The following is a 16574-nucleotide window of genomic DNA, read 5'->3' on the forward strand; positions in this document are numbered from 1 at the left end:
GGCCCCATGCGGGCTGCAGCCAGATCTTTCGTCAAGAATCGGCCTCATGGCCATGTTGGACTTTTTGCGCAAAACGGGAAATGATCTGCCATGGTCCGCATTGCGCGGTACCTGATTTTCGAGGCAGGGCCCCGCCGGCCCTGAGAAGACGATGGACAACACGACATCCGCGATTTCGAGCCGTGAGGTGCGAATTCCCTCGGGCAGGGTGTGGCTGCAGGGCGACCTGGCCCAGCCGCCGGCATTCGACGGACTGGTGCTGTTCGCCCATGGCAGCGGCAGCGGTCGGCACAGCGCCCGCAACCGCTATGTCGCCCGGCAACTGCAGCTGCGCGGCATCGCCACCTTGCTGTTCGACCTGCTCACGGCGCAGGAAGAGCAGGTGGACATCCACACACGCGAGCACCGCTTCGACATTCCGCTGCTGACACAGCGGATGCAGGATGCCACGGCCTGGGTGCTCACGCAGCCGGGCCTGCGGTACGCGGGCATCGGCTACTTTGGCGCCAGCACCGGCAGCGCCGCCGCCTTGATTGCCGCCGCACGGCTGGGCGCAGGGGTCCAGGCGGTGGTGTCGCGCGGCGGGCGTCCGGATCTGGCCGGCCCGGCGGCGCTCGCCGCCGTCACCGCGCCCACCCTGCTGATTGTCGGTGGCGCCGACCATGGCGTCATCGAACTCAACGAGCAGGCCCACGCGCTGCTGCGCTGCGAGAAACAGCTGGCCATCGTGCCCGGCGCCAGCCACCTGTTCGAGGAGCCCGGCACGCTGGAGCAGGCCGCGGCGCTGGCCGCCGCGTGGTTCGCGGCGCACCTCACCGTGACGGCGCACGCATCATGACAGCCGACCACCTGCCCTATCACGACCGCCAACAGGCCGGCCGCGTGCTGGCCGAGAAGCTGGAGCACTATCGGGGCCGGCCGGGCCTGCTGGTGCTGGCCCTGCCGCGCGGCGGAGTGGCCGTGGGGTTTGAAGTGGCGCGCGCATTGAAGGCGCCGCTGGACGTCTTCGTGGTGCGCAAGCTCGGCTATCCCGGGCATGAGGAATACGCCATGGGCGCCATCGCCAGCGGCGGCGTGCGCGTCATGAACCCGCTGCCGGGCGGCAATGTCTCGCCGCAGGCGCTGGCGGCGGTGATCGAGCGCGAACAGGCCGAACTGGTGCGCAGGGAACAGCTCTACCGCAGCCAGCGGCCCGGCGTGCCGCTGCGCGGGCGCACGGTCATCGTGGTCGACGACGGCCTGGCCACCGGCTCCACCATGCGGGCGGCCCTGCTGGCCATCCGCCAGCAGCATCCGGCCCACGTGGCGGTGGCGGTGCCGGTCGGCGCGCGGGATACCTGCGGGGCCCTGCAGGACCAGGCCGATGAGATCGTGTGCGCCGCCATGCCCGAGCCATTTCGCGCCGTGGGCCTGTGGTACGAAGACTTCCCGCAGGCAAGCGACGACGAGGTGCGCACGCTGCTTGAGCAAGCGCGGCGCGAGCATGCGCAGGATGCGCGGTAAGACGACACAGGAGTCGCGGCCATGGCAACAACACATCACCCCCCCGCGCATGCGCAGCACACCGACCCGCTCCTGGCGGGCCTGCTCCCCCACCTCGGTCTGCTGGACGGCAGCGACGGCGAATACGACGGCTTGCTGGAACTGATCGGCGCGAGCCGCTTCGCCCTGCTCGGTGAGGCCTCGCACGGCACGCAGGAGTTCTATGCCGATCGCGCCGCCATCACCCGGCGCCTGATCGTCGAAAAGGGCTTTACCGCAGTGGCCGTCGAGGCGGACTGGCCCGACGCCTGGCGCGTCAACCGCTACGTGCGCGGATTGGGCGAAGACGTGGATGCGGATGCCGCGCTGTCCGGCTTCAGGCGTTTTCCCACCTGGATGTGGCGCAACACCGTGGTGCGTGACTTCGTGGAATGGCTGCGCGAGCACAACCGCGGCCTGCCCTCTTCCCGCCGGGTCGGCTTTTACGGCATCGACCTGTACAGCCTTTTTACCTCGATACAGGCAGTGCTGGCTTACCTGGACCGGGTCGACCCGCAAGCTGCGGCCCGGGCCCGTGCGCGCTATGCGTGCTTCGACCATGCACACGAAGACAGCCAGGCTTATGGCTACGCCGCCAGCTTCGGCCTGCAGCCGATCTGCGAGGACGAGGTCGTGCAGCAGCTGCGCGACATGAACCAGCGCGCGGCCAAGTTCCCGGCGACGCCGGGCCTGGAGCGTGACGAGGCCTTCTTCGCCCAGCAGAATGCGCGCCTGGTGCGCAATGCCGAGGAGTACTACCGCTCCATGTTCCACGGCCGCATCTCGTCATGGAACCTGCGTGACAGCCACATGGTGGAGACGCTGCAGGCGCTGGACCGCCATCTCACTGTGCGCGGCGCTGCGCCGCCGCGCCTGGCCGTCTGGGCCCACAACTCGCACCTGGGCGATGCCGGCGCCACCGAGATGGGCGAGAGGGGCGAATGGAATGTGGGCCAGCTGGTGCGCGACCGCTATGGCGACGAGGCCACGCTGGTCGGCTTCAGCACCCACCACGGCAGCGTGACGGCGGCTTCCGAATGGGACGCGCCGCCGCACAGGAAACGGGTGCGTCACGGCTTGCCGGGCAGCTTCGAGGCGTTGTTCCACCAGTGCGGGCAGACGCGCTTCTGGCTCCCGCTGCGCGGCAACCCGCCGCTGCGCCAGTTGCTGGCCGCGCCCCGGCTGCAGCGGGCCATCGGGGTGATCTACCACCCGCAGACCGAACGCCAGAGCCACTACTTCCACACGCGGCTGCCAGCCCAGTTCGACGCCATCATCCATCTGGACGAAACGCACGCGCTCGAGCCGCTGGAGATGAACGTGGAATGGGATCGGGGCGAGGCGCCGGAAACCTATCCTTCAGGCTTGTAGTCAGGCCGCCGCGCCGTCCGCGCAATCAGCAGCAGGCTGACCAGGACCACGGCGCAAAAACACAGGAACGACCAGTTGGCGATCGAGCCGCCCAGGAAGGTCCAGTCCACCTTGGTGCAGTCGCCGCCGCCCTTGAAAATCATGGGCAGGGCGCGCTTGAGCGGGAAGGTTTCGATCATGCCGTAGAAGTCGCGCCCGCAGGAGACGACTTCGGGCGGATACCACTGCAGCCAGCTCTGGCGCGCTGCCACGAAGGCGCCAAAGCCGGCGCTCAAGAGGAGCAGCACGGCACCCGAGATTTGCAAGCCTTTTCGGCCTGAAGCCGAGGTCACACCTGCGATGATCGCTATCAAAACAAGAGCATAGCGCTGCACGATGCACATCGGGCACGGGTCCAGCCCGACCACATGCTGCAGGTACAGGCCAAAAGCCAGCAGCGCGACCGAAATCAGGCAGACCGCTGCCAATACGCGGCGCGGTGCCGCATCAAACCAGTTCAACAACATCGATATCCTTCTTTATGCATTACGCCGCTCGGGCTTCGCTGTGCACGAACACGCGGGCATGGCGCGGTGTCAAGACCAGCGTTTCGCCTTCACGAAAGCCCAGTTCCCTGAATTGTTGCGCAGAAATCTGCGCCTCAATGACTTCATTGTCCATGTCTTGATGTGTGTCGGCCCGATTTAGTTCCAGCCGCGCCATGGGTCCGATCACGATGGCGCGGGTCAGCGTGGCGACGATGCCGGTGGCGCCGGGCGCGTAGCGCTGCACCTCCAGGTCATGCGGGCGCACGTAGGCCAGTGCCTGGGCATCCTGCGCGTCGGGGTGTTGCGGCGCGTGCAGCCGCAGGCCGCCCTGCGCTGCGCCAATCTGCATTTCGCCCTGGTGCGCACGGCCATGAAACAGGTTCACGCTGCCCAGAAAACCGTAGACGAACGGGCTGGCCGGGTGGTCCCAGACCTGCTGCGGCGAGCCAATCTGCTCGATGCGGCCCGCGTTCATCAGCACCACCCGGTCCGCTACCTCCAGCGCCTCTTCCTGGTCATGCGTGACGAAGATGCTGGTCACGTGCAGGTCGTCGTGCAGGCGGCGCAGCCAGCGGCGCAGTTCCTTGCGCACCTTGGCGTCGAGCGCGCCAAACGGCTCATCGAGCAGCAGCACGCGGGGCTCCACCGCCAGCGCGCGTGCCAGCGCAATGCGCTGGCGCTGGCCACCCGAGAGCTGCGCCGGGTAGCGAGCGGCCAGCCAGTCGAGCTGCACCAGGTCCAGCAGCTCGTGCACCTTCTGTTTGATGTGCGCCTCGGATGGGCGCAGGCCGCGCGGTTTGACGCGCAGGCCAAAGGCCACGTTCTCGAACACCGTCATGTGGCGAAACAGCGCGTAGTGCTGGAACACAAAGCCGACCTGGCGCTCGCGCACATGCACGTCAGTGGTGTCTTCGCCGCTGAACAGGACGCTGCCGGCATCGGGCGTCTCCAGCCCGGCGATGATGCGCAGCAGCGTGGTCTTGCCGCAGCCAGAGGGGCCCAGCAGCGCGACCAGTTCACCCGAATCGATGTCGAGGCTGACGTCGCTCAGCGCCTGGAAGCGGCCGAACTGCTTGCTGACGTGGCGGATTTCAATGCTCATGGTGCTAATCTTTCTTCCTCGGCCGTAGCCCTGCGTTCGCGCGCCTGGCGCCACTCGACCACCGACTTGATGGCCAGCGTCAGCAGTGCCAGCAGGGCCAGCAGCGAGGCCACAGCGAACGCGGCCACCGACTGGTACTCGTTGTAGAGAATCTCCACGTGCAGCGGCAAGGTGTCGGTTTGCCCCCGGATATGGCCCGACACCACCGACACCGCTCCGAACTCGCCCATGGCCCGCGCGTTGCACAGGATCACGCCATACAGCAGGCCCCACTTGATGTTGGGCAGCGTCACATGCCGGAAGGTCTGCCAGCCGGTGGCGCCAAGCACGATGGCGGCCAGTTCCTCGTCATTACCCTGGGCCTGCATCAGCGGGATCAGTTCGCGCGCAATGAAGGGAAAGGTCACGAACACCGTGGCCAGCACGATGCCCGGCACCGCGAAGATGATCCGGATGCCGTGCGCCGCGAGCCACGGCCCGAACCAGCCCTGCGCGCCGAACAGCAGCACGTAGATCAGCCCCGCCACCACGGGCGAGACCGAGAACGGCAGATCCACCAGCGTGGTCAGGAACGCCTTGCCGCGAAACTCGTACTTGGCAATGGCCCAGGCGGCCGCCACGCCGAACACCAGATTCAAAGGCACCGCGATCGCCGCGGTAAGAAGCGTCAGCCGGATAGCCGACCCCGCATCGGGCTCGCGCAGCGCGGCCAGGTAGGCGCCCAGGCCCTTGCGCAGCGCCTCGGTGAACACCGCCGCCAGCGGCAGCGCGAGAAACAGCCCGATGAAGGCCAGCGCCAGGCCGAGCAGCGCGCGGCGCACCCACGCAGGCTCGGTGGTGACGACTTGGGCCTGCGCACGCGCAGTGCTCATGACGCGGCCTGCCGGCGCCGCTGCCAACCCTGCAAGCCATTGATGACCAGCAGCAGCACGAACGAGATCCCCAGCATCACCACCGCGACGGCCGTCGCGCCGGCATAGTCGTACTGCTCCAGCTTGCCGACGATGATGAGCGGGGTGATCTCGGACACCATGGGCATGTTGCCCGCGATGAAGATCACCGAGCCGTATTCACCGATGGCGCGCGCAAACGCCATGGCAAAGCCGGTCAGCAGCGCCGGCGCGACGGACGGGAAGATCACTCGGGTAAAGGTCTGCCAGCGCGTGGCGCCCAGGCAGGCGGCCGCTTCTTCCAGCTCCTGCTCGGCGTCTTCCAGCACCGGCTGCACCGTGCGCACCACGAATGGCAGGCCGATGAAGATCAGCGCGATCACCACGCCCGCGGGCGTGAACGCGACTTTGATGCCCAGCGGATCCAGGTAGCGGCCGATCCAGCCATTGCCGGCCAGCAGCGCCGTGAGCGAAATGCCCGCCACGGCGGTGGGCAGCGCAAAGGGCAGATCCACCAGCGCGTCCACCACCTTCTTGCCTGCAAAGGGGTAGCGCACCAGCACCCAGGCCAGCAAAAAACCAAATACCGCGTTGACGCCGGCCGCCAGGAAAGAGGCGCCAAACGTCAGCCGGTACGAGGCCAGCACGCGCGGGGACGTTACTGCGCTCCAGAACGAAGCCCAGCTCAGCGTGAAGGTCTTGAACACGAGCGCCGACAGGGGAATCAGCACGATCAGGGCCAGGTACAGCACGGTGTAGCCCAGCGTGAGCCGAAAACCCGGCAGCGCGCGCCGCGCCGAACGTCGCCGCACGGGCTGGCCGACCGCGGGCAGCGGCCTGGACAGGGTCACTGCCGTCATGCAGTTTCCAGCGACATCAGAACAGACCGGGAAGAAGCCGGGACCGCCAAGGCGGACTCGTCCGCCAGCGAGTGCAGCAGCGCCAGCCCCAGCGGCCATTCGCCATGCCCGGACTCGACATTGATGTGCCCGGCTGCCGGCAGCCGCACGAAATCGCTGCCCCAGGCGCGCGCATAGGCGCCGGCCAGGCGGATCGGACAATAGGGGTCGTTGCCGCTGGCCACCAGGACGCTGCGATAAGGCAGCAGGCGATACGGCACGGGCGCAAAGTCCGCCAGCACGGCGCGCCGCTCGGGGTCGGCGGGTGCCACCAGCAGTGCGCCCTGAATGCGCGCGGCGGCCTCGGGCGGCAAATGCGTGGTGGCGATGCAGCCCAGGCTGTGCGCGGCGATCAGCACCGGGCCGGGCTGTGCCAGGATGGTGTTGGCAATCGACGCCACCCAGGCGCTACGCGCCGGCGTGATCCAGTCGTCCTGGCGCACGCGCTCGGCGCCCGGCAGCCGGTTGGCCCACAGGCTTTGCCAGTGGCTCGGCCCCGAGTCGCGCCAGCCCGGAACGATGATGATGCGCATGCTGCTTGCCATGGGTTGCTCTTTAAAGTGCACAGGTGAATTGCATTGTGCGAAGTCGATCAAAAATCTCAAAATAATATATTGTTGTTAATTTATATTAGATAAAGTTATTAACATCTCATTGGGCGGGAAATGATGGCTCTACGGGGCGCCTGGCTGCGCAAGCTCCAGCGCCGGGTTCTTGTCACGCCGGCTATTTGGGGCTGTAGATCTGGTCAAAGCTGGCGCCATCGGCAAAATGCGCCTGGTCGGCACGGCCCCAGCCACCAAACGCCTGGTCAACGGTGACCAATGCCAGCTTCGGAAACTGGCTGGCGTATTTGGCGCGCGCCTTGTCGCTGGTGGGCCGGTAATAGTTGCGCCCGGCAATGTCCTGGCCTTCGTCCGAGTACAGGTACTCCAGATAAGCCGTTGCCACCGCACGCGTGCCCTTTTTATCGACGTTCTTGTCCACCAGTGCCACGGTCGGCTCGGCCAGCACGCTGATGCTGGGCACGACGATCTGGAATTTGTCGGCCCCGAACTCCTTCAGCGCCAGGAAGGCTTCGTTCTCCCAGGCCAGCAGCACGTCGCCCACATTGCGCTGCACGAAGGTGATGGTCGAGCCGCGCGCGCCCGTATCGAGCACGGGCACGTTCTTGTACAGCCGGCCGACAAATTCCTTGGCCTTGGCGTCACCGCCGAATTTGCGCCGCGCAAACTCCCACGCGGCCAGGTAGTTCCAGCGCGCGCCGCCCGAGGTCTTGGGATTGGGCGTGATCACGGCCACGCCGGGTTTGATGAGATCGTCCCAGTCCTTGATGCCCTTGGGATTGCCCTTGCGCACCAGGAACACGATGGTCGAGGTGTAGGGCGCCGAGTTGTGCGGCAGGCGCTTTTGCCAGTCCTTGGGAAGCAGCCCGCCGTGGCTGGCCAGCGCGTCCACATCGCCGGCCAGCGCCAGCGTCACCACATCGGCGTCGAGACCGTCGATCACCGAGCGGGCCTGCTTGCCCGAGCCGCCGTGCGACTGCCTGATCGTCACATCCTGCCCAGTTTTGGCTTTCCAGTATTTGGCAAAGGCCGCGTTGTAATCCACATAGAGCTCGCGCGTCGGGTCGTACGACACGTTGAGTAAAGTCACAAGCTGCTGGGCGCGCGCGATGGAGGTCAGCGCGCCTGATACGGCAAAGGCGAGTGGCAGAGAAATGAAGTGGCGGCGTTGCGTCATGTGCTTCCTGTTCCAGACATTGCGAAAATTGCAATGAAGGAATTCTGGAAGCGGTTTGCGAAAAACGGAACGAACAAGATTTCAGTTACTCATGCCGAAATCATCTCAAGACAGAACCACCTATTTTCAAGCGATTCAGGGGCACAGCCCGCGCCTGTCGTGCGCAGTCAGCTATTGAAATTGGAGCGAGCGGGCAGCGAGTCGCCGCCGGGAGCGGATGACAAAGCGGAACAGGAAGAGCGCCCGCGCTGCACGGCGGGCGCCTGAAGTGCTTACTTGTTGGGCTGCGGCGTCATGCGCAGATACGGCTTGACCGCCTTGAATCCCTTGGGAAAGCGCTGGGCCAGCTCGGCCGGATCCTGGATGCTGGGCACGATCACCACATCATCGCCATCCTTCCAGTTGACCGGCGTCGCCACCTTGTAGTTGTCAGTGAGCTGCAGCGAGTCGATCACGCGCAGGATCTCGTCAAAGTTGCGCCCGGTGCTGGCCGGGTAGGTGATGGTGGCGCGGATGACCTTCTTCGGGTCGATGATGAACACGCTGCGTACTGTGGCATTGGCCAGCGAGTTCGGGTGGATCATGTCATACAGCGTCGCAACTTTCTTGTCGGCATCGGCCAGGATGGGAAAGTTGACCGTGGTGTTCTGGGTTTCGTTGATGTCGCTGATCCACTTTTCGTGCGAATCCAGCGGGTCGACGCTCACGGCAATGGCCTTGGCACCGCGCTTGGCGAAGTCACCCGACAGCGCGGCCGTCTTGCCCAGTTCGGTGGTGCACACCGGCGTGAAGTCGGCCGGATGCGAGAACAGCACCACCCACGAATCGCCAGCCCATTTGTGAAACGAGATGGGACCCGCGGTGGAATCCTGGGTGAAATCAGGGGCCGTGTCGCCGAGTCTGAGAGTCGTCATGGTTTACTCCTTTTGGTTGGTTGATGACTTAACCATCTATTGTGGTGAGTGCCCCGCGAAATTCAAACAACACTATTTTTATATAACGAATTTTGAGTTCACCGTCCTCCGTAATAACCCCGCCCATAGTAGCCATGACCATGGTAACCGGGGCTCACAACCACGGCAGGGCCATAGGCACCGTAGGGGCCGTAAGGGACGATCGCACAACCGGTGAGGGAGGCGGCAAGCGCGATAACCAGGATTGCAATTTTCATGAAGAGACTCCAATTGGTGATGTCCAATTAACGCCCGAGCCGACACCCGCGCGTACGACCGGCCCTGTGAAGTCCTGTAAAGCTCCATGAAGAGTGTTGCGGGCAGCTACCTCACCCACAATGCCTGTCACCGGCCTGGCAGGTTGTCGCCGAGAAAATCCAGAAAGGTCCGCACCGCGGGCAGCAGGCCGCGCCGCGACGGGAACACCGCATGCACCACGGCGGGCGGCGGCTCCCAGCCGGGCAGCACGGAGATCAGCCGCCCGTCCTGCAATTCGTCGCGGCACATGTAGTCGGGCAGTATGCAAAAGCCGACTGCGGCCAGCACGGCGAACTTGAGTGTGAGCAAATCGTCCGCCACAAAGCGCGGCTGGTGCTGGAAAAGATGCTCGGCGCCGCCGGGACCCAGCAGCTTCCAGCTCATGCGGCCGTCGCTGGCGGACATGGCCACCGTGTCGAGCCGCGCCAGATCGTCGGGCACCGCGGGCCGCTGCTGGCGCTCCAATAGCGCCGGGCTGGCCACCAGCAGGCTTTGGGTGGTGCCAAGATGCTTGACGACCAGGCTGCCGCTGTCGGCCGTGGACGGGCGCACGCGCAGGGCCACGTCCACCCCGTCTTGCACCAGATCCACCACCCGGTTGCTGACCTCCATGTCCAGCCTGACCTGCGGATGCCGCGCCAGGAATTGCGGCAGGATCGGCCCGAGCACGGTCTGCGCCAGCGTCACCGGGCAGGTCACATGGATGGTGCCGCGCGGCTCGCTCTGCGCCTGCGCCACGGCGTCGTCGGCCGCCCGGGCTTCGTCACACATGGCAACACAGTGGCGGTAATAAACCTCGCCTACGGCGGTCAGCGAGAGCTTGCGCGTGGTGCGCTGCAGCAAGCGCACGCCGAGCCGGCTCTCCAGGTCGGCGACACGTCGCGACAGCCGTGATTTGGGCAAACCCAGCGTGCGCCCCGCCGCCGCAAAGCCACCGGAGGCCACCACCTCGGTGAAGTACAGCATGTCATTCAAGTCTTGCATGGAAAAGCCCTTATTGTTCTACTGGTAGAACAATCTATCGCAATTCCATCGACTTATCAACAAATAAGTTCACCTGCACAATCTATGCATGGCGTTTGACGTGATCTGCGGAACAGTCCGCAGTCGCACCGCCACTCGTTCTATCCAACTTCAATTCAAGGAACACGCATCATGAAACTGCTACACATTGACTCCAGCGTTTTGGGCGGCAACTCGGTTTCCCGCCAACTGACCGCCGAAATCGTGGCCGACTGGCGCAAGGCTCATCCCCACACGACCGTCGAGTACCTCGACCTCGCGGTGGACACCCCCAACCATTTCAGCGCCGACGCGCTCGGCATCAAGGTCGGCGTCCAGGCCCAGCCGACCGAAGCCCAGCGCCGTGAAAACGAAGTGTCCGAGCGGTTGGTGACCCAGTTCCTCGCCGCCGATGTGATCGTGGTGGGTGCTCCCCTGTACAACTTCTCGGTGCCGAGTCAGCTCAAGGCCTGGATCGACCGTATTGCGCAGGCCGGCCGCACGTTTACCTACACCGAAAAAGGCCCGGTCGGTCTGGCCACAGGCAAGACCGTGATCGTGGCCTCCAGCCGCGGTGGCGTGTATTCCACCAGCGAGGGTGGCCGCGCCATGGAACACCAGGAAAGCTACCTGCAGACGGTGTTCGGCTTCTTCGGCATCACCGACGTGCGCTTCGTGCGCGCCGAGGGCGTCGCCATGGGCGAAGCCCAGAAGTCCGCGGCACTGGCCGCCGCCGGCCTGGACATCAAGGCCCTGATCGCCGATGCGGCGAATCAGCCGCAGGCCGCCATCGCAGCCTGACGCCTGCCTGGTGCGCACAAAAAAAGCCCGCATAGCGGGCTTTTTTCGTAGGGAGCGGCACGTGGCCGCCGCCAATCAGGCGTTGTGAATTTTCACCCAGGCCACAAACTGGTCCACCCAGCCTTGCAGGAATTTTTTCGTGTCCTCAATGCCAATGTTGCCGGCGGCATCGAACAGGCCTTGCTTGGCCTGCACGAAGGCTTCGGGCTGACCCAGCGTGGGCACGTTCAGGTAGGCCAGCACATTGCGCAGGTGCTGCTGCGCCAGGGCCGTGCCGATCGCGCCGACCGAAATGCCGATCACGCCAGCCGGCTTGCCGGCCCATGCGCTTTGCCCGTAGGGACGTGAGGCATGGTCGATCGCGTTCTTGAGCACGCCCGGCATCGAGCGGTTGTATTCCGGCGTAACAAACAACACGCCCTGGGCGGCCTGGATTTCCGACTTCAGGCGCTTCACGCTGGCCGCCTGGTTCGCGTCATCATCCTGGTTGTACAGGGGCAAATCGTCGATCCGCACCTGCGTGAAGGTGAAATCCTTGGGCGCCATGCCAGTCAGCGCATGCGCCAGTTTCTTGTTGAACGAGTCCTTGCGCAGGCTGCCAACGATCAGGGCAATGTTGTATTGGCTCATGAGGCCTCCAGTTAAAAATTGAACGGTGGGAAAACCGAAGGGCCATTATGCGGCGGCGGCCACCCACCTGCACCGGCAGGCCGGCCCGGGCCGTCACCCCGATGGGCCCGGCGCCTCGATCTCGGCGCCGTGCGACACCACCGCCTCCTCGCCAATCAGCCCGCGCGGGCGAAACACCAGCATCAGCATCAGCAGCAGCCCGATCAGCATGATTTGCGCGGCACCACCCTTGACCTGCAGCGTGGCGGGCAACAGTACCTGGGCAGCACTGCCGCTCAGCGTCCACACGGCCCACATCAGTACGGCGCCCAGCACCGCGCCCTTGTTGTTGCCACTGCCGCCGACGATCAGCATGCTCCAGATCTGGAAGGTCAGAATGGGCAAAAAATCCTCCGGGCTGATGAAGCCGATGAAACTGGCGTAGAGTGCGCCGCCCAGTCCCATGATGGCCGAGCCGATGACAAAGGACTGCAGGCGGAAGCCGAAGGCATTCTTGCCGAGCGAGGCGGCGGCCTGCTCGTCCTCGCGGATCGCCTTGAGCACCCGGCCCCAGGGCGAGCGCACCATGGCTTCCAGCGCGCCAAAAAGAACCAGCACGACGACAATCATCAACGCGAGCATCAGCAGGTTGCGGCTGAACACGCCATCCATCAGGCCGGGAAGCGGCCGCGGAATGCTGGTGACGCCCTGGCTACCACCGGTGAGAAGGTGTGCGTTGAGTGCGATCAACTGCAGGATGCTGCCGATGCCGATGGTGACGATCGCGAGGTAGTCCTCGCGCAGGCGCAGCGTCGGAATGCCGACGATGAAGGCCACCAGTCCCGAAGCCACGACGCTGCCGGCCAGCCCCACCACGAACGGCAGGCCATAACCGCCCAGATGGCTCGCATAGGGTGGCCCGCACAGGATCGCAAAGGCGTAAGCGCCCACGAGAAAGAAGCCCGACACGCCGATGTTGAACAGGCCCGTGTAACCCCATTGCAGGTTCAGCCCCAGGCAGACAACGATGAAGACCAGCGCCTGGATCAGGAAAAACACGAGGTAGGACGTGACGCCGGTCATGATTTCTCTCCCAGGATGCCCTTCGGATAGACCAGCAGAATCAGGAACATCAGCCCAAAGGCCACCGCAGGCTTGTATTCGGCGCCAATCAGCGGCACCGACAGCGACTGCGCCAGACCGATGATCAGACCGCCGAGCACCGCGCCGTAGACGCTGCCGATGCCGCCCAGGATGGCGGCGGCAAACATCGGCAGGATCAGGTTGAACCCCATCTCGGGCGAGATTTGCACCGTCAGGCCGAACATCACGCCGGCCACGGCTGCCAGCCCGCCGCCAATGATCCAGGTCCAGCGCACGACGCGGCGCACGTCGATGCCGGTGACCTGCGCCAGCGCCGGGTTGTCCGACACGGCGCGCATCTGCTTGCCAAGCAGGGTGCGGCTCAGAAACAGGTGCAGTGCCAGCATGAGCAACGCGGTCAGCAGCACGACGAAAATTTCGTTAGCACTCAGGCGTACGCCCGGCATGATTTCGCGCGCAATCGCGATGCCGCGTGTGTAGTATTCGGGCTGCGATCCCCAGACAAACACCACGAGGTTACGCAGCATCAGGGACGCGCCGAACGAGGCAATCACCAGCGCCACCGCGACGTCGCTCTTGCGCAGCGGCCGGTACAGCAGCCAGTCCAGGATCAGCGCGAGCAGCGCCGTCAGCAGCACCGCGCAGGCAATCGCCGCCAGGAAGCTCCAGCCAAAGGTCAGCGGCCCCAGCGTCTGGCCGCCGGCCAGGAAGGACACGAAGACCAGCGCGAAATAGGCGCCGAAGGTGAGGAACTCGCCATGCGCAAAATTGGCGAAGCGCAGGATGTTGTAGGTCAGCGTGAGACCGATCGCGCCCAGCGCCAGCGTGACGCCCAGCACAATGCCATCGGCAGCGTATTGCGCGATCATGACAGCCCCCGCCGGATGCCGAGGTAGAGCGCGCCGACCTCGGGGTTCGCGAGCAGCTCGCGCGCGTCGCCGCTCACCTGCTCGCGCCCTTGCGCCAGCACATAGCCTCGATCGGAAATGGCCAGCGCCGCTTTCGCGTTCTGCTCCACGATCAGCATCGTCACGCCCAGCTCGCGCACCTGGCGCACCTTGGCGAACACCACACCCACCAGCTTCGGCGACAGGCCCGCCGAAGGTTCGTCGAGCATCAGCATGGTGGGGCGCGCCATCAGCGCGCGCGCCACCGCGACCATTTGCCGCTCGCCGCCCGACAGCGTGCCGGCCGCCTGGCGGCGGCGCTCGCGCAGCCGCGGGAACAACTCGTACATGCGCGCGATGTCCTCGCCGACCCCGGCGTGATCATGGCGTGCACAGGCGCCCATCTGCAGGTTTTCCTCGATCGACATGCGCGCGAAGATGTTGTCGGTTTGCGGTACATACGCCAGGCCGCGGCCCACCATCCGGTGCGCCGGCACACCAACGAGGTTTTGGCCATGCAGCAGCACCTGCCCGCTGCGCACCGGCACCAGGCCCGCGATGGTCTTGATCAGGGTCGACTTGCCGGCGCCGTTCGGGCCGAGCACGGTCACGATCTCGCCACGCTGCACCTCGAGTCCGATGCCGCGCAGGATGTCGACCCCCGGCGCGTAGCCGGACACCAGATCCCGCACGAGCAGCGCCGGCTGCAACTGCCCGGCCTCGCCCGTGGAGGCCGCCGTGCCGGTGGGCGCATGTGGGGACGTCGCGGCCGCGTTCATGCCAGTACCCCGCCCAGATACGCCTCGAGCACCCGCGGATCGTTGCGCACCACCTCGGGCGGACCTTCCAGCAGGAGACGGCCTTGTGCCATGACCAGCACCGGGTTGCACAGGTTCATGATCAAGTCCATGTTGTGCTCGATGATCAGGAAGGTGATGCCGCGCGCATGGAGCTCGCGCAGCTTGTCCATGATGGTCACGAGCAGCGTCGGATTGACCCCCGCGCCGGGCTCGTCGAGCAGGATCAGCTGGGGTTCGGCCATCAGCACACGCGCCAGCTCCAGCAGCTTTTGCTGCCCGCCCGAGAGATTCTTCGCATATTCGCCCGACAGGCGCTCAAGGCCAACGAAATCCAGCACCTCGCGCGCGCGCTCGCGCCCGGCACGTTCCTGGGCGCGCACCTGACTGCGCGCAAACCAGTTGTTCCAGAAGCGCTCGCCGGCCTGTCCTGCGGGAACCAGCATGGTGTTCTCCAGCACCGTCATGCCGGCGAAAGGGCGCGGGATCTGGAAGGTGCGCACCAGGCCCGCATGAAAGATGCGGTGCGGCGGCAGGCCGCCGATGCGTCGGCCGAGAAACGAGATCGACCCCGAGCTCGGCCGGTGCACGCCGGCGATGGTATTGAACAGCGTGGTCTTGCCCGCGCCGTTGGGTCCGATCAGCCCGGTGATGGTGTGCGCCGCGAGCGTGAACGACACACCGTCCACGGCGCGCAATCCGCCGAACTCCTTGACCAGATCGCCAACCTCAAGCACAGGCACCTCCCGTCCGTCGGGCCGCCTATTTGGCCTGGGAGCGCAGCTCGGCAATCTGCTCGACCGTCACCATGCCGGTCGGCTGCACCTTGCCCTGGTCGCTCACGCTCCAGACCGCCATCGGCGCGTCGATGTCGCCGTTCTTGTCGAACTGCAGCGGCCCCGAAGCACCGATGTACTGGATGGTTTTGCCTTGGGACAGCAGCTGCGCCGCCTTCTTCAGGTCGGCCGCGCCGGCGTAGATTTTTTCGCCCTTCGGATCGGTGACCTTGCGCATGCTGTCGCGGATCGCGTCCGCCTTGTTGCTCCTGGCCTGCTCCATCGCGAGCCCGACCAGCACCGTCGCATCGTAGGCATTCGGGATGTAGGCCTGGGTCGGCAGCGAGCCGAACTTCGCCTGGTACTCCGTCTGGAAGGTTCCCAGCGAGGGCGTCTTGGATGAGCCCGCCGCGGTGCCATGCACGTTCTTCATGTACTGGACACCGACATCGTTGACGAAGTCCTGCGACTCCAGCCCGTCGGGGAACAGGAACTTCTGCGGGCCGCCGGCGGCAATCCACTCGCGCGTGATCGTGGTGCCGTCCCCCGGGTAGCCGATCAGGAACAATGCGTCGGGCGCCGGGCTCAGCGCCTTGCTGACTTCCGAACGGTAGGACGGCTGGCTCGGGTTGTACACGACGTTTTCCGTGACGCTGCCGCCGAGCCTGGTGAAGCCGTTGGCGAACTCCTTGCTCAGTCCCTGCCCGTAGGCATTGTTGAGATACAGAATGGCCACTTTCTTGAACCCGGCGTCACGCGCAACCTTGGCCATGGCCACGCCTTGCAGCGCGTCCGATGGCGTGGTGCGGAACCAGTAGCCGCCGGTCTTGCCCTGCTCGGCGAGCTCGGTGAAAGTAGGCGAGGTCGAGGCGGGCGATATCTGCACCACCTTGCCCGGCACCGTCACCGCGGTCAAAATCGCCGCGCTCACGCCGCTGGACAGCGCGCCGATGATGGCCGGCACCTGCTGCACGTCGACCAGTTTCTTGGCGGCATCAACGCCGACCGAGGGGCTGGTTTGATCATCCAGCAGCGACAGCTGGAGCGTGCAGCCATTGGCACCGCCCGCGCTGTTCAGGTCGGCGATCCCCAGTTGCGCGCCCTGCGCGATCTTCTGGCCGAGTACGCCGAGCGAGCCGGTCAGCGACATCACGCTCCCGATCGTGGTTGTGCAAGCCGCGAAGGCCGTGCTGCCACTCAGGGCACCGATGGCAATTCCGACGAGAGTCATTTTCCTCAACATATCGAGCACCTCCAAAGTAAATGCATCAAATTGACCGCAACAGGCCACCACGGCGGCCAATCGGGTCGTCGACGCAGCACTCGGATCTCCC

20 protein-coding genes are annotated in these 16574 nt (G+C 65.4%); 5 read left to right on the plus strand and 15 right to left on the minus strand.

Annotation, left to right across the window (positions count from 1 at the left end; all coding sequences use genetic code 11):
• Positions 1–151 precede the first annotated feature (151 nt).
• Genes B0E49_RS09395 through B0E49_RS09405 form a run of 3 tightly spaced genes read left to right on the plus strand, consistent with a single transcriptional unit; the run spans position 152 to position 2892 of the window.
• A complete protein-coding gene (locus tag B0E49_RS09395) occupies positions 152–838 on the plus strand; it encodes a dienelactone hydrolase family protein (protein ID WP_077561940.1) in 687 nt (228 codons plus the stop codon).
• Positions 835–1503, plus strand: coding sequence for a phosphoribosyltransferase (locus B0E49_RS09400; protein ID WP_077561941.1), 669 nt, complete (start codon positions 835–837; stop codon positions 1501–1503). Before B0E49_RS09395 ends, B0E49_RS09400 begins: the two co-directional genes overlap by 4 nt.
• A gap of 21 nt (positions 1504–1524) precedes the next feature.
• Positions 1525–2892, plus strand: a complete 1368-nt coding sequence (locus B0E49_RS09405) for an erythromycin esterase family protein (protein WP_077561942.1) — start codon at positions 1525–1527, stop codon at positions 2890–2892.
• Here B0E49_RS09405 and B0E49_RS09410 read toward each other — a convergent pair.
• From B0E49_RS09410 to B0E49_RS09435, 6 genes are all read right to left on the minus strand, one after another.
• Positions 2874–3398 (minus strand): disulfide bond formation protein B, encoded by a 525-nt coding sequence (locus B0E49_RS09410; RefSeq protein ID WP_077561943.1) that lies wholly within the window; start codon positions 3396–3398, stop codon positions 2874–2876. The genes B0E49_RS09405 and B0E49_RS09410 overlap by 19 nt on opposite strands.
• A gap of 19 nt (positions 3399–3417) precedes the next feature.
• Positions 3418–4521: a sulfate/molybdate ABC transporter ATP-binding protein gene (locus B0E49_RS09415; protein ID WP_077561944.1), complete on the minus strand. Its 1104-nt coding sequence runs from the start codon at positions 4519–4521 to the stop codon at positions 3418–3420.
• Positions 4518–5393 (minus strand): sulfate ABC transporter permease subunit CysW, encoded by an 876-nt coding sequence (gene cysW, locus B0E49_RS09420; protein ID WP_077562036.1) that lies wholly within the window; start codon positions 5391–5393, stop codon positions 4518–4520. The genes B0E49_RS09415 and cysW overlap by 4 nt, the downstream gene beginning before the upstream one ends.
• Entirely contained in the window at positions 5390–6271 is an 882-nt protein-coding gene (gene cysT, locus B0E49_RS09425; protein WP_077561945.1) for a sulfate ABC transporter permease subunit CysT, read from the minus strand. Before cysT ends, cysW begins: the two co-directional genes overlap by 4 nt.
• A complete protein-coding gene (locus tag B0E49_RS09430; RefSeq protein WP_286137900.1) occupies positions 6268–6855 on the minus strand; it encodes an RBBP9/YdeN family alpha/beta hydrolase in 588 nt (195 codons plus the stop codon). The genes cysT and B0E49_RS09430 overlap by 4 nt, the downstream gene beginning before the upstream one ends.
• 181 nt (positions 6856–7036) lie before the next feature.
• Positions 7037–8053 (minus strand): sulfate ABC transporter substrate-binding protein, encoded by a 1017-nt coding sequence (locus tag B0E49_RS09435; RefSeq protein WP_077561946.1) that lies wholly within the window; start codon positions 8051–8053, stop codon positions 7037–7039.
• Here B0E49_RS09435 and B0E49_RS20135 point away from each other — a divergent pair.
• Entirely contained in the window at positions 8036–8320 is a 285-nt protein-coding gene (locus B0E49_RS20135; protein WP_144264510.1) for a hypothetical protein, read from the plus strand. The two genes, B0E49_RS09435 and B0E49_RS20135, sit on opposite strands and share 18 nt — an antisense overlap.
• A gap of 5 nt (positions 8321–8325) precedes the next feature.
• On the opposite strand, the gene B0E49_RS09440 is transcribed toward B0E49_RS20135, so the two are convergent.
• The 3 genes from B0E49_RS09440 to B0E49_RS09445 form a co-directional block, all read right to left on the minus strand.
• Positions 8326–8967, minus strand: coding sequence for a peroxiredoxin (locus B0E49_RS09440; protein ID WP_077561947.1), 642 nt, complete (start codon positions 8965–8967; stop codon positions 8326–8328).
• 98 nt (positions 8968–9065) lie between these two features.
• The gene (locus B0E49_RS20500; protein WP_168175028.1) at positions 9066–9224 is read right to left on the minus strand and encodes a hypothetical protein; all 159 of its coding nucleotides are present in this window, start codon (positions 9222–9224) and stop codon (positions 9066–9068) included.
• Between the two features lie 127 nt (positions 9225–9351).
• Entirely contained in the window at positions 9352–10248 is an 897-nt protein-coding gene (locus B0E49_RS09445; protein ID WP_077561948.1) for a LysR substrate-binding domain-containing protein, read from the minus strand.
• Between the two features lie 171 nt (positions 10249–10419).
• On the opposite strand from B0E49_RS09445, the gene B0E49_RS09450 reads away from it, so the two are divergent.
• A complete protein-coding gene (locus B0E49_RS09450; protein WP_077561949.1) occupies positions 10420–11067 on the plus strand; it encodes an FMN-dependent NADH-azoreductase in 648 nt (215 codons plus the stop codon).
• A 75-nt stretch (positions 11068–11142) separates the two neighbouring features.
• On the opposite strand, the gene B0E49_RS09455 is transcribed toward B0E49_RS09450, so the two are convergent.
• The 6 genes from B0E49_RS09455 to B0E49_RS09480 all read right to left on the minus strand — a co-directional run bounded on the left by B0E49_RS09455 (position 11143) and on the right by B0E49_RS09480 (position 16471).
• Positions 11143–11697 (minus strand): NADPH-dependent FMN reductase, encoded by a 555-nt coding sequence (locus tag B0E49_RS09455; RefSeq protein ID WP_077561950.1) that lies wholly within the window; start codon positions 11695–11697, stop codon positions 11143–11145.
• Between the two features lie 93 nt (positions 11698–11790).
• The gene (locus tag B0E49_RS09460; RefSeq protein WP_077561951.1) at positions 11791–12759 is read right to left on the minus strand and encodes a branched-chain amino acid ABC transporter permease; all 969 of its coding nucleotides are present in this window, start codon (positions 12757–12759) and stop codon (positions 11791–11793) included.
• The gene (locus B0E49_RS09465) at positions 12756–13649 is read right to left on the minus strand and encodes a branched-chain amino acid ABC transporter permease (RefSeq protein ID WP_077561952.1); all 894 of its coding nucleotides are present in this window, start codon (positions 13647–13649) and stop codon (positions 12756–12758) included. The genes B0E49_RS09460 and B0E49_RS09465 overlap by 4 nt, the downstream gene beginning before the upstream one ends.
• Positions 13646–14446 (minus strand): ABC transporter ATP-binding protein, encoded by an 801-nt coding sequence (locus B0E49_RS09470; RefSeq protein WP_077561953.1) that lies wholly within the window; start codon positions 14444–14446, stop codon positions 13646–13648. The genes B0E49_RS09465 and B0E49_RS09470 overlap by 4 nt, the downstream gene beginning before the upstream one ends.
• Positions 14443–15201 (minus strand): ABC transporter ATP-binding protein, encoded by a 759-nt coding sequence (locus B0E49_RS09475; RefSeq protein WP_077561954.1) that lies wholly within the window; start codon positions 15199–15201, stop codon positions 14443–14445. The genes B0E49_RS09470 and B0E49_RS09475 overlap by 4 nt, the downstream gene beginning before the upstream one ends.
• A 25-nt stretch (positions 15202–15226) precedes the next feature.
• The gene (locus tag B0E49_RS09480) at positions 15227–16471 is read right to left on the minus strand and encodes an ABC transporter substrate-binding protein (RefSeq protein WP_168175029.1); all 1245 of its coding nucleotides are present in this window, start codon (positions 16469–16471) and stop codon (positions 15227–15229) included.
• Positions 16472–16574: the final 103 nt, after the last annotated feature.

Source organism: Polaromonas sp. C04 (genome assembly GCF_002002705.1).
Lineage (GTDB): Bacteria > Pseudomonadota > Gammaproteobacteria > Burkholderiales > Burkholderiaceae_C > Rhodoferax_A.

What these genes read in the sequence shown, in the direction of transcription:
- B0E49_RS09410 (WP_077561943.1), bottom strand. Translation starts at nt 3,398, where the DNA reads ATGTTGTTGAACTGGTTTGATGCGGCACCGCGCCGCGTATTGGCAGCG.
- B0E49_RS09405 (WP_077561942.1), top strand. Translation starts at nt 1,525, where the DNA reads ATGGCAACAACACATCACCCCCCCGCGCATGCGCAGCACACCGACCCG.
- B0E49_RS20500 (WP_168175028.1), bottom strand. Translation starts at nt 9,224, where the DNA reads ATGAAAATTGCAATCCTGGTTATCGCGCTTGCCGCCTCCCTCACCGGT.
- B0E49_RS09465 (WP_077561952.1), bottom strand. Translation starts at nt 13,649, where the DNA reads ATGATCGCGCAATACGCTGCCGATGGCATTGTGCTGGGCGTCACGCTG.
- B0E49_RS09415 (WP_077561944.1), bottom strand. Translation starts at nt 4,521, where the DNA reads ATGAGCATTGAAATCCGCCACGTCAGCAAGCAGTTCGGCCGCTTCCAG.
- B0E49_RS09440 (WP_077561947.1), bottom strand. Translation starts at nt 8,967, where the DNA reads ATGACGACTCTCAGACTCGGCGACACGGCCCCTGATTTCACCCAGGAT.
- B0E49_RS09470 (WP_077561953.1), bottom strand. Translation starts at nt 14,446, where the DNA reads ATGAACGCGGCCGCGACGTCCCCACATGCGCCCACCGGCACGGCGGCC.
- B0E49_RS09395 (WP_077561940.1), top strand. Translation starts at nt 152, where the DNA reads ATGGACAACACGACATCCGCGATTTCGAGCCGTGAGGTGCGAATTCCC.
- B0E49_RS09450 (WP_077561949.1), top strand. Translation starts at nt 10,420, where the DNA reads ATGAAACTGCTACACATTGACTCCAGCGTTTTGGGCGGCAACTCGGTT.
- B0E49_RS09435 (WP_077561946.1), bottom strand. Translation starts at nt 8,053, where the DNA reads ATGACGCAACGCCGCCACTTCATTTCTCTGCCACTCGCCTTTGCCGTA.
- B0E49_RS09430 (WP_286137900.1), bottom strand. Translation starts at nt 6,855, where the DNA reads ATGGCAAGCAGCATGCGCATCATCATCGTTCCGGGCTGGCGCGACTCG.
- cysW (WP_077562036.1), bottom strand. Translation starts at nt 5,393, where the DNA reads ATGAGCACTGCGCGTGCGCAGGCCCAAGTCGTCACCACCGAGCCTGCG.
- cysT (WP_077561945.1), bottom strand. Translation starts at nt 6,271, where the DNA reads ATGACGGCAGTGACCCTGTCCAGGCCGCTGCCCGCGGTCGGCCAGCCC.
- B0E49_RS09445 (WP_077561948.1), bottom strand. Translation starts at nt 10,248, where the DNA reads ATGCAAGACTTGAATGACATGCTGTACTTCACCGAGGTGGTGGCCTCC.
- B0E49_RS09455 (WP_077561950.1), bottom strand. Translation starts at nt 11,697, where the DNA reads ATGAGCCAATACAACATTGCCCTGATCGTTGGCAGCCTGCGCAAGGAC.
- B0E49_RS09460 (WP_077561951.1), bottom strand. Translation starts at nt 12,759, where the DNA reads ATGACCGGCGTCACGTCCTACCTCGTGTTTTTCCTGATCCAGGCGCTG.
- B0E49_RS09480 (WP_168175029.1), bottom strand. Translation starts at nt 16,471, where the DNA reads ATGACTCTCGTCGGAATTGCCATCGGTGCCCTGAGTGGCAGCACGGCC.
- B0E49_RS09400 (WP_077561941.1), top strand. Translation starts at nt 835, where the DNA reads ATGACAGCCGACCACCTGCCCTATCACGACCGCCAACAGGCCGGCCGC.